General features: G+C 63.5%; 14 protein-coding genes. 6 read left to right on the forward strand and 8 right to left on the reverse strand.

What is annotated here, in order from left to right; translation table 11 throughout:
• From OCH239_RS19800 to OCH239_RS19810, 3 genes are all read right to left on the reverse strand, one after another.
• Positions 1–671, reverse strand: a 671-nt coding sequence (locus OCH239_RS19800) for a PepSY-associated TM helix domain-containing protein (RefSeq protein WP_037266811.1), incomplete at its 3' end; no start/stop codon positions are given.
• A 1180-nt stretch (positions 672–1851) separates the two neighbouring features.
• Positions 1852–2757 carry a hypothetical protein gene (locus OCH239_RS19805; protein WP_037266814.1) on the reverse strand — a complete coding sequence of 302 codons (906 nt, stop codon included), beginning with the start codon at positions 2755–2757 and terminating at the stop codon, positions 1852–1854.
• Between the two features lie 6 nt (positions 2758–2763).
• Positions 2764–3546, reverse strand: coding sequence for a hypothetical protein (locus OCH239_RS19810; protein WP_051489648.1), 783 nt, complete (start codon positions 3544–3546; stop codon positions 2764–2766).
• Positions 3547–3623: 77 nt separating this feature from the next.
• On the opposite strand from OCH239_RS19810, the gene OCH239_RS19815 reads away from it, so the two are divergent.
• Positions 3624–4778, forward strand: a complete 1155-nt coding sequence (locus tag OCH239_RS19815) for an FAD-dependent oxidoreductase (RefSeq protein WP_037266816.1) — start codon at positions 3624–3626, stop codon at positions 4776–4778.
• Between the two features lie 11 nt (positions 4779–4789).
• Here OCH239_RS19815 and OCH239_RS19820 read toward each other — a convergent pair whose 3' ends face one another.
• From OCH239_RS19820 to OCH239_RS19830, 3 genes are all read right to left on the reverse strand, one after another.
• Entirely contained in the window at positions 4790–5212 is a 423-nt protein-coding gene (locus OCH239_RS19820) for a GtrA family protein (RefSeq protein WP_037266819.1), read from the reverse strand.
• Positions 5209–6660, reverse strand: coding sequence for a UbiA family prenyltransferase (locus OCH239_RS19825; RefSeq protein ID WP_037266822.1), 1452 nt, complete (start codon positions 6658–6660; stop codon positions 5209–5211). The genes OCH239_RS19820 and OCH239_RS19825 overlap by 4 nt, the downstream gene beginning before the upstream one ends.
• 127 nt (positions 6661–6787) lie before the next feature.
• Positions 6788–7840: a glycosyltransferase family 2 protein gene (locus OCH239_RS19830; protein WP_051489649.1), complete on the reverse strand. Its 1053-nt coding sequence runs from the start codon at positions 7838–7840 to the stop codon at positions 6788–6790.
• 479 nt (positions 7841–8319) lie between these two features.
• Here OCH239_RS19830 and OCH239_RS22950 point away from each other — a divergent pair, with 479 nt between their 5' ends.
• The gene (locus OCH239_RS22950; RefSeq protein ID WP_157577980.1) at positions 8320–8508 is read left to right on the forward strand and encodes a hypothetical protein; all 189 of its coding nucleotides are present in this window, start codon (positions 8320–8322) and stop codon (positions 8506–8508) included.
• Between the two features lie 328 nt (positions 8509–8836).
• Complete coding sequence (locus OCH239_RS19835; RefSeq protein WP_037266824.1) at positions 8837–9442, forward strand: hypothetical protein; 606 nt, start codon at positions 8837–8839, stop codon at positions 9440–9442.
• A 139-nt stretch (positions 9443–9581) separates the two neighbouring features.
• Here the strand turns inward: OCH239_RS19835 and OCH239_RS19840 are convergent, their stop codons facing one another.
• Positions 9582–9881: a type II toxin-antitoxin system RelE/ParE family toxin gene (locus tag OCH239_RS19840; RefSeq protein ID WP_037266826.1), complete on the reverse strand. Its 300-nt coding sequence runs from the start codon at positions 9879–9881 to the stop codon at positions 9582–9584.
• 8 nt (positions 9882–9889) lie between these two features.
• Entirely contained in the window at positions 9890–10216 is a 327-nt protein-coding gene (locus OCH239_RS19845) for an antitoxin (protein ID WP_211242036.1), read from the reverse strand.
• A gap of 409 nt (positions 10217–10625) precedes the next feature.
• On the opposite strand from OCH239_RS19845, the gene OCH239_RS22955 reads away from it, so the two are divergent.
• The 3 genes from OCH239_RS22955 to OCH239_RS19860 form a co-directional block, all read left to right on the forward strand.
• Positions 10626–11333, forward strand: a complete 708-nt coding sequence (locus OCH239_RS22955; RefSeq protein WP_157577982.1) for a hypothetical protein — start codon at positions 10626–10628, stop codon at positions 11331–11333.
• 66 nt (positions 11334–11399) lie between these two features.
• A complete protein-coding gene (gene xrtE / locus OCH239_RS19855; protein WP_084782714.1) occupies positions 11400–13013 on the forward strand; it encodes an exosortase E/protease, VPEID-CTERM system in 1614 nt (537 codons plus the stop codon).
• Positions 13014–13291: 278 nt separating this feature from the next.
• Positions 13292–13783 (forward strand): hypothetical protein (locus OCH239_RS19860; protein WP_037266832.1); only part of this gene is annotated, 492 nt, incomplete at its 3' end.

Consider the following 13783-nt stretch of genomic DNA (forward strand, 5'->3'; position numbering starts at 1 on the left):
CCCCAGATGCCCGACCAGGGCAGACCGGTAAGAGCGAGGAAGACGATGAAGCCTGCGGTGTAGATGCCCGTGACCGCGTGGATGTCGCGCCACCACGGGCGGCCCGTGGTCTTGCGGGGCCGGGCAATACCCACGTTCCGACCGCGCGGCCACCAGAGATAGATGCCGGTCGCGACGAGCAGCACCATCCAGCCCGCGACTGCCTCGACGATCCGGTTGCCCCACCAGCCCACATATTCGAGCGAGTGCAGCTTGCGCACGACGTGCATGGCGGGCGAGCCCGACGCGCCCGCATCCCAGGCGGTGCCGAGGACCGTGGCGTCGTAGGGGTTCACGAAGACGATGTCGGTTGCACCGCCCTCGCCGGTGATCTTCACCTCCGCCGAGCGATCCGGTCCTGTCGCGGGCGTGTAGGACTTGAGGGTGCCGGGATGCGCCGCGAGCGCCGCACTTGTGATCGCCGAGGGTGCGAGGGGGGCCCTCTCCTCCGGCGTGACGATGCGCAGATCGGACTGCGCCGCGAGTGTGTATTCGTCCTTGAAGAGGTAGATCGCGCCGGTGATCGCGATGAGGATGACGAAGGGCAGGATGATGAGCCCCGCGTAGAAGTGCCAGCGCCAGACGGCGCGATAGAGCGCGGACGTGCCTGTCCGCGAAGCTGCCTGTGACATGATGTTGGGTCCTGGAAAAGCTATGAGAGCCGCTGCGGGAGGTGCCGAGCGGGGGGTGATGTCGAGGGCCTTCCGGTCAGGCCCTGAAGGCGCTGATCCCTGCTCGTGGGCTCTCCGTCGCCAATGGCTTTCGCAAGCGCGAGCGCGTCAGGACATGCAGGCTGGGGCCGCGCGTGTCACATTGCCCCGACCGGATGCTATCCGTCGTGGTGAAGCCAGGTTTGTCGCAAGAGCGCCCCGAAGGTCTCAGCGGTCAAGCGTGAGAGGGCGGAGCCCTTGGCGGCGCGTGTGACCTGAAGCTTGTGAAAACGGGCACGAGATTGGGGCACTGCATGTTCCGGATCGTTCGGGCGATGCGAGCACCGTTCTCCGGTGCGGTGATCCGCGGCGCATCCGGCAGCTTGTGACAGAACGGACATCGGTGATCTTGATGGCTCTCGCCAAGATCGCAGCGCTCCTCCTGCGCCATACAATGGGGATGCGAAGCTGCGTGCTGATGGGCCTCGCTGCGATCCGGTGCCATTCCATGGGCGGACATGCCGCTCAACCCCGCAAGCACCGCGGCAAAGCAAAGAGCAAGGCATGTGCGGGGCCAGCTGCGACTCATGGCCGGAGCAATAGATATTTAAGATGGCATGTGAAGCTGCCGCGTAGAGTATAGGCACAGTCTTGCCACTGGTGCTGTGCTCCCGGCTTTTTCAATCTGCGGGCAGAATCTGGCCTGGTGCGAGGACCGGAAGGCGAAGAGATCGCAATGATCTGCGGGAGCGGGGCGCGCGAGCTTGCCGGGGAACGCCGGCTGGTCGCTCGACTTCGTGCCCGAGCACCTTGTCTTCAACCTCGCCTCCGCATCCTGAACGTGATCGATGATGTCACAAGAACTGCCTGGCGGCCGTCTTGGAGATGTCCGTCAGCCGACACCGCGGGGCATGTGAGCTGTCAGGCCGCATTGCCACGCCCGGGTTCCCACAGCCTGACCCTCAGCGAGCGACAAGGACCAATAATCGATCCAAGGGCTCAATTTTTCCAAGATGCGGCGCCGGGTTCATCTCGAACGTCATGTGTAAATGGACCCTTCGGGAGCCAAAGCGGATCGGCGGAGGCCTGAATGCGTCAGATGGTTTTCCGAAAGGCATCCTCGATAAGATTTACATGTAAGGGTCTTATCTCCATGGCTCTCCTAGGGGCTGTTGGAGTGACGCCGCTGCGGGAGCGCGAAAGCCAAGACCCAAAGTGCCGCAACCAGAATCAAGCCCACATAGCTGGCGTAGTCACGCAATCCCGAGATGTGAGTGTGATGTTCTGACACCACCACTGCACCCGATCCTGTAAATTGCCCGCGAAGCGAAATTGTACCGCTCTCCTCCGGCCGGTGGCCGGTCAAGGACAGCGTCTCGCCCGACCAGACCTGCGCCTGCCCGCCCTCTCCGGTCACGCGAGCGCGGTCGAAGGCAATGGCCCGGCCTGCACGCTCGGTCGGGCCCAAGCGCAATGTTGCGGCATGGTGCAGATCGGCGCGCTCGGCCCCCGGAATGAGCAGCATTGGTCCCAAGAGCCAGATGGTTAGAAGCGCGGCCGCAGCCATGCCACCCGCGCCGCCCGGCAGGCAAAGATCACTCGTGTCCGGTGGCGCGCGCAGGAATGTCCACGCAGCGACGAGACACCCCAGCACGGTCAGGGCAAGGCTCAGAGGATGTTCCGGCCAGAACAGTTCAAAATTCAGCAGCGTCCAGTCGAAGGGCGCGCCGAGCACGACACCGTTGCCCCATTTTGTTTGCATCGCGTCGAGCAGCAGGTGCAACAGACTACCCCCGGCGAGGATGCCGAAAACGCGAATGCGCGCTCGGCTGAACAGCGCCAGTGCTGCCGACAGGACTACGCACAGGAGAAGAGAGCTCTGCGCAATGGCGTAGAGGCGCAGATCCACCAGTGACATGTCAGGCCGGACCGCCTGCACGATACGCTGCCCTATCCATGGCAGATCGGGAATGATGCAGCCGAGCCAGATCCACTTGATGTCGGCGCCCCGCATCAGGCCGCGCGTCACCAGCGTCTGCACCCCGATATGCGCCAGCGTATTCGGCATCTTTGTCTAGCCCGCTCGCTTGCGCCACTGCATCGCGACCTGCTGGCGCACCGCCCGCGGCAGAGATTCGAGGTGGCCGTAGCGCGGCGGCGACGCATCGAGCGTTTGCAAGGCGTCAGCCAGCGCTGCGAAAGGCCGCTCGACAGTCCAGGCGCAAGTGACGAGACTGCCGAGCCGCCCGGGCTTCTGCATCTCGCCTGGCAGGGGGAGCGGATCGGTCCCGGCCAGCACACGCCACCCAGATGCCTCGGCCTCAGCGAAGAGGCGCGGCCGCGGCAGCAGAGCCGGTCGCACGCCGCTATCGGCGAGGAAGACCGATCGCGCTCCGCGGGCCTCGGTCACCAGGGACCGCAGGGCCGCGAGCCGCGCTCCGGTCCATTTGCCCGCCCCCCAGGGCAGGATCGCAATCCCCTGCGCCTGCGTCACCTGCCGCACAGTTGCAGCCAGCGGCATCCCGTCGGGGACCGGCGCAGCATGACCGATCCCGAGAACCTCCAGCCGTTCGGCGGTTACGATCTGCCGTCCGGCAACGAGGATCAGCGTCCCGCCATGGTCGCACCGCGCGATACGGCTGACCGTCTCCTCGGTTGCGTCGAGCGTCCAGCGCCCGAGGCGGCAGGGCAGGTCATCGAGCCGGACCCCGCCAGGGACATCTGCCAGGAACAGCGCTCCGGTCCGCTGATGTCCCCAGACGCCGGACATGTTGTGATGCGCCGCGTCGAGACAAGCTTCGGGCTCCATGCCGGAATGGAGATGGACATGCGTGTCGATGGGCAGCACTTCGGTCATCCGCGACCTCCTCCGCCTTGCAGCGCGCACCGTCGGGCGTATCCTTGCTGCGGCACGAGGCGAGATGGACCGACAGAATGCAGATGAACCGGTTCGATGTCATCGTGATAGGCGGCGGCATCCACGGGCTGACGATCGGCCTTCTCGCCGCCGAAGCCGGGTGGCGTACACTGCTGATCGAGCGCCGGCGGCTCGGCGGCGGCGCCACTGGCGGCTGGTTCGGAATCCTCCATGGCGGCCTGCGTTATCTTCAGCGCCTCGACATTCTGCGCTTTCGCGCCTCTCTTGTTGATAGCCGCTGGTTCCTGCGCGCCTTCCCCGAACTCGTCGAGCCGCAGCCCTTCCTGATGCCACTCTATCGGCGAGGCTTGAAGCGACCGGCGGTGATGCGTGCCGCCATGATGGTCAACCGCGCTCTGGGGCCGGATCGGAACATGCGCGTTCCGCAGGCGGGAAAGGTGCCGCCCGGGCGGGTTCTGTCCGCCGATGACGTTGCCCGCCGTGCCCCGCTTGTACCCCGGACTGGCCTCCGGGGCGGTGCGCTCTGGCATGAGCTGGTCGTGCCGGATGGGCCCGCACTGATCGCCGCGTTGGCGGCCCGCGCGCGGGCCGCAGGCCTCGAGATCCGCGAGGGGGTCGAAGCGCAGGCGCTCCGCCATGACGATACGGGCCGGGTCACGGGCCTCTCCGCCGGTGGCCAGGACTTCGAGGCGCCGAGAATTGTCAACGCGGCCGGCTCCTGGGCCCCGGAACTCGCTGGCCGCTTTGACCCCATATCCACCACCCGATTTGCCCCACCGGTGCTGGCCTTCAACCTGTTGATCGACCGCCCTCCCCCGGCGGCCGAGGCGCTCTCGATTTCCGACGGCACCGCGTCGGACATGCTGTTCCTGCGCCCCTCGGGCTCGCGCACCTTCGCAGGCACGGTGTACCTGCCACAGGAGGGACCCGCCGACACGGCCCGTGTCCCGGAGGGCGCCATCGCGGCCTTCCTTGCCCGTATCGAGCGGGCCCTGCCCGGTTTCGGCGCGGCCGACGTCTCCGTGGTCTCGGTGACCTCGGGTCTGCTGCCCGGAACCATGATGGGTGAAACCGGGCTCATCGACCGCGACATCCTTCTCGACCACAGCGCTCACGGCGGTCCAAGGGGGCTCGTCAGTCTGCAGGGGATCAAGTTCACGACCGCGCCAAGTGTGGCCCGGGAGGTTCTGCGCCGCGCATGCCAGCGCTGAAGCGGTCGTGTTCATGCGGCCTGGGCAAGCGTTGCATCGGTGAACACAAACCGCCGATCGAGCCGATATTTCACGACATAGCCGATCGCGAGACCCAGGATGGCACCCAGCTCACGCATGGGATCGGTCTGGAATGCCAACCAGAACGCTGTCTCCACGCCCCAGAAGATCGCGGTCGTGACAAGGCCCATGATCGTGTAGAGCGAGAACTTTCGCCCATGGGCTGCAACCCCGGTCGAGTGGTCATCGAAGATCCAGCGCTTGTCGAGCATGTATTTCAGCACCAGCCCTGCCAGCGTACCCAAGAACAGCGCCGCCAGGAATACTTGCCCCCCGTCTCCCAGCGACAGCACGGCGCGCTGGACCCCGAGATTCGCCAATGTGGCCAGGACCGCAAATCCGGCATAGCGCAGAGCCAATCCCAAGCGTGTCACCACATCGCTCCCGCCACCGCGCACCCAAAGATGATCGCCGCACAGAGCATGGAGACGCGATCCTTGGCGGCGAAGACGACGGGATCGTCATGCATGTCGCCGCGATGGGTGATCATCACCATCCGGCTGAGCCAGAACAGCAGCACGAGGCAGATGCCCCAGAGCGGCGCGGTTTCGGCATAGAGATCACGCACCGCCACGGTGTTGAGATAAAGCGCCATGACGAGCACCGAGACATAGCCAGACGACACCGCCATATTCGCCACCAGCGGCGTATCACTCGTCCGGTAGCCACGTCCATGCGCCTGATCTTGCCCGGCCGCGGCGCCATGGACAAGTTCGGCCTGCCGCTTCATCGCGGCGAGCGCAAAGAAGAAGAAGATCGAGAACGCCAGCAGCCAGACCGAAAGCGGAATGCCCGTGGCCACGCCACCCGCCACGATTCTGAGCGTGTAAAGGCTCGCCAGCGCACAGATGTCGATGACGAGTTTGCGCTTGAGTGAGAAGGAATAGAGCGTGGTGGTCACGTAGTAGAGCGCCATGACCCCCACCAAGGCAGGCCCAAGCACCGTAGCGATGGCGAAGCCCGCGACCAGAAGCGCGGGCGTCAGGAGGGTTCCCCAAGAGAGGGGCAGCGCGCCGCTGGCGAAAGGCCGGTTGCGCTTGCGGGGATGCGCGCGGTCCGCGGAGAGATCCAGGAGGTCGTTCAGCAGGTAGACCGAAGACGCAATAAGACTGAAGGCCACAAATGCCAGGACCGCTTGGCCGATGGTGCCCGCGGTGAACTGGTGCGCGGCCATCATCGGCAGGAAGACCAGAATGTTCTTCAGCCACTGGTGCGGACGCATAGCGCGGATCAGCGGCCTCAGCCGCCTCTGCCTAGGCGAGAGGTGTTCGACCACACCCGCCGCCTCCTCCGCCCGCACCGCCAATGCGGGTGTGACACCAACCGTCACCGCGCGCGCGGCGCCGGACCAGACCGCGAGGTCGGCTTCAGAATCGCCGATATAGGCATAGCGCCCGGCGCCGTAGCGTCCGCGCAGGAATTCGGCCTTGGTCTCCCCCTTGAGGTTCTGCGTTCCGTCCGAACCATGCGCCTCGTCGAAAAGGCCCAGATAGGTGGCGATGCGCTCCACCACCCGCTGGTCAGAGGCGGAAACGAGCGCGACACGTCCGCCCCCGAGCCGCCAAGCGCGCAGGTAAGACAGCACGTCCTGGTCGTAAGGCAGTGATGCTGGATCAACCGCGCCAAGCGCCTCCAGCCGTCGTTTTAAGGCAGCGCGCCCGCCCGCCAGGCTCATCGCCGCAGCAAAACCGTTGGTCCAGCGCTGCGAGACGGCGGCCCAGAATGTTTCGTAAAGCATGTCTGTGCGGATCAGCGTGCCGTCGAGGTCGACGACCAGGACAAGATCACGCGTATCGGTCTCGAAGACCCCTGAATCGTCCATTGCAAATATCTCGCTACAAAAATCGGGGCCTGAAATTGGCCCGGTCCGCCGAAAATTGGCGTACGTCACGAGTTTGCCCCAAGCGTGAACACCGATCAAGCTCGGGCTGGTGCAATTGTCCGCGGCATCAGGATCGCGAAACACTCGTATTCGGCGGACGATGCGCTGAACCGCGGAGTGCTGCCAGTCTCTCGCTCAGAAACCCCGCGCCCCAGGCCATTTGTAGGATCCCAAGCGCCGGTCCTGCAAAAACCCCGCAAACCGAGCGCAACGAGACCACCCCTATGAGTGACACCGCCGCGAGCGCCATGAGATAGGCCAGGGGGTAAGCCAAGGCGGGTGGCCAGAGGGTTGCCCAAAGCCCCGTCAACAGAAGGAGAAGCATGTTCACCGCCGGCGCGAGCTGGCGCAGCTTTGGACGGAGGTGGTGCTTGTGCACGGTGCGCGCGCGACCGCACCCATAGTTCCAGTACTGCCGCGCCAGCTTTCGGGGGGTGTCGCGCATCAAGTAACCGAGGCGAATGTCAGCGGCGAGCCAGACTCGACCGCCTACGCGGCCAAGCCTGACGTCGTATTCCGCATCCTCGTTGTGGGAGAAGCTCGAATCGTAGCCTCCGATTTGTCTGAACCAGGATAGGCGGAACCCTGCATGATGCCCGTGATCCACCCATCCGGACCGTGTCCCGCCACGATGCGCCGATCCGCCTGAGCCTAGCGGCGTGTCCACCACCCAGGCCGCGGCACGGGCAAAACAGCACTCGCCGCGTGCATCCATCACCGTGGCCACCGACGCCGCCTCGGGCCGGGCCTCCAGCGCGGCAGCGACCCGGCGCACATAGCCCTCAGGATAGACCGCGTGGGCATCGCAGCGTACGAGGATCGTATGCTCCGGCCCGGCGCAACGGTCCACGGCTGCATTCAGTCCCGCCGATTGCAGCCGGTCGAGATTGTCGATCAGACTCAAGTTGGGAAAGCAGCGGTCACGCAGCTCCTCTACCACAGCCTGCGTGCCATCGGTGCTGCCGCCATCGGCGACCACGATCCGCACATTCGCCATGAAGGGGTCGCTACTCGCCAGAGACTGGAGGCAGTCCGCGATATGCTGTGCCTCGTTCAGGGCGGGGACAACCACGATCACGTGTGCAGGATCGACATCGACGGCAATACTCTCATCCGCCATTGCCCTATTCGGGGCCGTCCTCTCGCGAAATGTTGGCGGTCTGGTAATTCTAATCTCTGGCGTGATTGCAGGAATCACCCGGGAGTGATTTTTTGCGGCCGTTGACTGTGAAGCAGAGCGGCGCCGAAGCGGGTATCGGGAAAATGTCACCGCTGTGGCCCAACTCTGGACGCGTGCATTTTGCAGATCGGGTCCGGAAAATGCGGTGAAATCGTAATGGTCTGGTTTGGAATATTTAAATAGTAATAGGCCACGAAATACCCTTCGCTCAAAAGCGTTTCAGAAAGGCCAGGCCGCTGCTGTTAGGCGTCCTGCTAAAAAGTGCGGGCGAGTCGCCCGGTAGGAACAATGTGGCGAAAGTGTGGAAAGACTTTGACCCTATGTCAACAAGTATGAGGGAGGCGGGGGAGGCGATCTTGCGCAGAACGAAGGCCGAGGCAGGAGTCACATTTGAAATTCATCTCGTTAGGGGGGGAGGCATGCCGAAGCCTGCACCCACCCGCTACCGCACGACGACCCGATCCGCCGACAATGCCGCGCGTCCCAAGCGCGGTGAGATGGCGATCTGCTTCGACAGGAACATGGGATGTGACGGGCGTCGCGTGACGGGCGCGCCGGTCAGTCTGAACCGCCCGGCTTGCCCGCAGGGCAAAACACTCGAAGGATAGCCCTCCAGGGACAGGAAGATGCCTCTCCGAAGCCGTATCCGGCCGAGCTTGTGTCAAAGAGGATTGCGCAGCTGAGGAGATCGTCGAGGTGGTGCTCGCGGAAGCGACGTTGACACTCTTGCTCGACGGAAAACCGCGGTCAGGCAATGGGTGATGCCTCACTGATGCCCGCGCGGAAAACCTGATAGCTTCCGACAAGAGGGCTCCTCCAGTTGCGTTTCAGCACCTCGTATTCGGCGGGTCTGGCATGACGTCAAAGCGGATGCGATGTGCCGACGCTCATTCGCACGGAGACACCCGGCCTCCGCTTTTTCGGTGGAAATACATAATGACTTGGATCTCTGAACATTCGACGCTCGTACAGACCCTGACATCCGTCGCGACAGCACTGATCTGGCTGGTGTATCTTCAGATGCTCTTGTCCGGAGTATTGCGGCAGCGCCGGCCAACACTCAGCATGAACCGCGGGTCGGGCGAGGGAATGGACGCCAAGATCATTCTAAGCAACCTCGGCTACGAGCCGATCTATGTTCAGGACGTGCTCGTCACTATGGACATAGAGGGTGATGGTGAGAGCACGCATTACGTGACCGATAGGCGCGAATTGCCTGAAGAGGAGAGGTCCGAAGGGCTTCGCGGAACCACGCAGGGCCCGATGGCGATGGGCGAGTACATCGATCTCGGCTCAGTCCGCGGGATTCTCCAGCGTGCGGCGCCAAACTATGACACCGACATGCTGCCGGGGTTGAACAAGATCACATTCACAGCCCTGGGGACAGGGCAAAAACCGGCGGGAGCAACGAAGACGTACCGCATTGTCTCAGACGATCGGTCGATCAAGAAATTGCAACCGGAAAGCCTCGATACGAGAATCCTAACCCCTCGTCAGTGCCGGCGCATCCATGACCAGCAGGGCTCCGACGTACAAGATTGACGACCATCCATGCGCGTAGTGACGAGACCAGGGCTCCGTCAGGGCTGCGACCACGGCAGCCTGATCAGCGGCGAGACCGCGGGAGAATGAGGCTCTCTCTTCTCTCAGTCACGAGAAGAGGGCACGGGTAAAGGCCAAGCTAAAATCGGTCCTTGAGACGCTGCACGAAGTCCATTCTCTCGTGTAGAATGGCGATGATGATCGGACGCTCGCCAACTAGCCAGACGATATAATGGCGCTCACAGCGATGGATCTGAACGCCATCGGGCAGTGCGCTGAAAGACTTGTATCGTGCGCGCCCTGCGCCTACGGCATCACAGCATGCCTCGATCTGGTCGAAATACTTATCCGCCTGCTCGGCACCCCACGTGTCGTAAGTGTAGCGCCAAATGCCTCGCAAATCGTCTTCGGCTGCGAGTGATAGGCCGTACGCCGTCATGCAGCCGATTACAGTCCCGCCTGCTTGCGCGCTTCGCGGCGGATGTCACCAAGGGATTTGGTGGATAGCTCACCGTGACGCGCCTGCTCGATCCGAGGCTTCAGGAAATTCGCCAAGGCGCTGAAGGCCTCGTCCTCGCTCATGCCGTCGAGGGCAGGAGCCTCACGGAGGGTACAGTTCAGGACATAGTCCTTTATACTCTGTCCCTTAAGGGCCGCGATGGCTTTGAGCTTCTGGTGCTCTTCAGGGGTGATATCGATGGAAAGCCTAGGCATGGAGTGCATGTAGCGCAACGTGGACAACAAAACAACATTTGTGCTCGCGATAGCGCTCAATCGCCTGATTGTTCTGTAAGCTTAGTGACCCTCGTTCGATAGCCGAACCTATGTTGTGAGTTACCCGAGCCGCCGGGGTGCGGGACATGTTCTGCCGTTCAACAATCAAGTGATGCGAGAGCGGCATGGCCACGTTTTCCGGGATCCGCGCACAGAGGGTCCACGTCCGGCCGGGGGAGCAGTGCCGCCAAAAGCGCCGCACATTGCCATAAAGCCTCCTGCGGTCCTTGCGCCTCCGAAGCCCTTTCATGCGCCTGCCCGCATCACTCATGGTCGTTGACAGAGGGTAAGACCCTTTTCAGACTTCATCACATTGATCTTACCGGGCGAATCGCCCGCACTTTTGGGCAGAGCGTCTAACACCCGCAGCCTGGCGTTTTTGAAACAATTTTCAGGTGAAGGACATTTCGTGACCTACTACTATTCCAAGTCGGACTATTATGGTTTCACGGCATTCACCGAACTCGATCTGCAAAATGCAGGCGCTCCCGGTCAGGTCTCCTGGGGTGATATGTTCACGATGCCCGCCTCGGCGACGCTCTGCGTCACAGTCAAGGACACCGACAAATCACTCTCGGGCGATGACCACGACCAAGCCAGCGATAGGAGCTACCAGACTGTCAGCACTTCGCTGGGAGAGGATGGCCCTGAACAAGGCAATGGCGGCCAGGATTACGCCGAAAAGTATTTCTGGGTATGTGGCGACAACGGCCAGGACGACCTGCTGATCGAAATCGAGCAAGAAGGCTCGGGCGCCAACCATTACACCTTCGATGACGCCTACGGCGTTCTGGCTGCTGGCATCACGCTTACCGTGCTCTCCGATGGCGAGGTCTGCGGTGATTGGGTAACCGAAGGATCTCGGCGCCGGCGAGTGCACTCCCTCCCAAACAAGCCGATTGCATCACCATCGAAGCCGAGGACATGCACCCATCTGTCTTGGCGCGACCGGACTCACGCCGAGCGCCTCGACGGCCCATGCCACGACCAATGGCGCGTGGACAGGCACATGCGCAGACGTCCCGGAGATCAGCGCGCTGGAAAGCACCGCGGCCATCGCCGCGCCGGGCGCGCCGTTGTAGCATTGATCTGGGAGCGTCGCCGTCGCGCCGCCTGACCGGCCAGCACATACACCTGGCCAGGCCGTTAGCGGCCCGGCCCCCTGCCCCACCGGCCATACCCCATGACAATGCTCTCGCTTCCCCTCGACGCCCGCGCACTGCGCCTGCGCCGGTTCGCACTCGCGGCGCTTATCGCCGCGGTTGGGCTGACCTTCGCCAGCCTTGTCTTCGACGCGCTCTTCCGAGAGGACTGCGCCACCGTCGCCTCCTGGAAATATTGCAAGTTCTCTGCCCATCTGACCGAGCGCGCGCTGGCCGTGCTGCTCTTCGGCGGGCTCTACGCTGCCGCGCGCCCCCGCCGCGCGGCTCCGCTCACCGCCGTGCTTGGAACTGCCACGGCCATGCCGGCGCTTCTGCTGGCGGCGGGTGGCGCCACGCTCATCGCCTTCGCGGCCCTGCTGCCGTCCCTGGGACATCTCTTACTCGCTGTCACCGCCTGGGGCGCGGGTGTTGCATTCCTCGCCGCCGCAACCCTACGCGCCACCGCTCCTTGGTCCGCTTGGAGCATGGCCGGCCGTCGCATGGGCCTTGCATTCTGGATCCTCGTTCTCGCCGGCTTTGCGCTGCCCGAGATTGCCGACACGCTGTTCCCGCTTTGGCACATCGCCGCCTTCACCCGGCTCAGCTTCGACGCCGTTACCTTTGCGACCGGCGCAGTTGGGCTCGAGCTGCTGTCCTATCCCGAAGAATACGTGCTCCAGCACGGCAATTTTGCCATCAAAGTCGGCCAGAGCTGTTCGGGTGTCGAAGGGCTGGCGCTGATCACCGCCTTTCTCGGCGGTTATGCCATGCTCTTCCGCCACGAGATCCGCGTCGCCCGGCTTGCGCTGGTCTTGCCGATCGCCCTCGCGCTTTCCTGGGTACTGAATATCCTCAGGATCGTCATGCTGATCTGGATCGGCGTGCATATCTCCCCCACGCTCGCGGTCGAGGGGTTTCATTCCCATGCTGGCTGGCTGATGTTCTCGGCTCTGGCTCTGGCTTTGATCACCACGATCCACGGTATTGCTTGGTTTCAAAAAGACGCGGGGGGGCGGACCGTGCACGCACGCGGCCCCGCTTTGGCCCCATTCTTTGACGATTGGAACGTGGCGCGCCTGCTGCCTTTCGCCGTGTTCATGTTGAGTGCGCTTGTGGCCTCGACCTTCTGGCAAGCACCGGAGCTCGCATACCCGCTCAGGGCCATGGTGATGCTTGCCGTACTCTGGCTGGTCCGGCGGCCACTTTTGGCACTGGCATGGCGTCTCGACCCTCTGGCGCTTGGCGCTGGAGCGACAATCGGGACAGCCTGGCTCGCGAGCCATCCGGCGGATGCCGCGGCCCCCGCGCTCGCTGTGCTGGGGCCGGCCGCGCTGGCAATCTGGATCGCCACGCGCATGATCGGCACGACGCTGCTTGTTCCGGTGATCGAGGAACTGTTCTTCCGCTCCTACTTGCTCGACCGGCTGGGTGCTGGACGTGGAATGCAGGGTGCGCTGCTCGCTGTCGCCATCAGCACCGCCGGGTTTGCCGTGCTGCATGACCGCTGGCTCGCCGCGGCGCTTGCCGGCCTGGTTTTCGCCTGGCTCGCCATGCGGCCGGGCGGGCGCATAACCGACGCGGTCGTGGCGCATATGTCCGCCAACGGCATCATTGCCGTCTGGGCGATCACGACCGGTGACTGGTCGATGATCTGATCGTCAAGAAAAGCTTATCTTGGCACCCGCGATCCGCAGCGCCCTCGCACCACCTCACCAAGGCTCGTCCAGGACGGACGAGTTGGCCTTAAGCGCATCATTGTCGGCCACCGGTGCGCAACGGGCGACATATGATTTTGGTCTGCCCCGTCGGTACAGGTCTTTGGCCCATGCCGTCCGGCCTCTGCCGAATCTATTTGGTGGGACGGCTCCTGGGGATCTAGGATTGGTGTTGGGTCAATGGTTTGTGGACCGCTCGAATGGTTGAGGATTGTCGAATGATGCGCGGCACGTTGGCATGGGCCGCAGCCGCTTCGCTCTGCGTTGCCTTGGCAGGTAACATGAGTCGCGCACAGATTGCGGCCGACACCGAGTTGGAAACAGTCGAAAGATCGTTGCAGAACGCGATTGATCAGGAGCGTGCAGCGCGCACGATGCTGGAGAACACCCAGTCCCTGCTGCGTCAGACCCGCAAACGCGCTGACAGAGAGATGCGCGAGATGATCGACGCGGTTCAAGGCGTGCGCGAAGAGATCTCTACGGCCGAAGAGGCGCGGCGAGCACTTTCCGAAGAGATTGCGGCGCTCGAAGCCCGGCACGCCTCCCTCTTGACCGCCTCAAAGGTCCAAAGCGACGCAAACGGCGAGAAGGCCGGAGCCCAGGAAGTCATACCAGCGGACGCGGCGACGGAGCTCGAAACGTTGCGCGCCGCGCAGAACGCGCTCCTGGCGGATATGGAGGCGGTCACAAAGGCCCGGGATGCGGCGATG

This window comes from Roseivivax halodurans JCM 10272, assembly GCF_000521785.1.
GTDB lineage: Bacteria > Pseudomonadota > Alphaproteobacteria > Rhodobacterales > Rhodobacteraceae > Roseivivax > Roseivivax halodurans.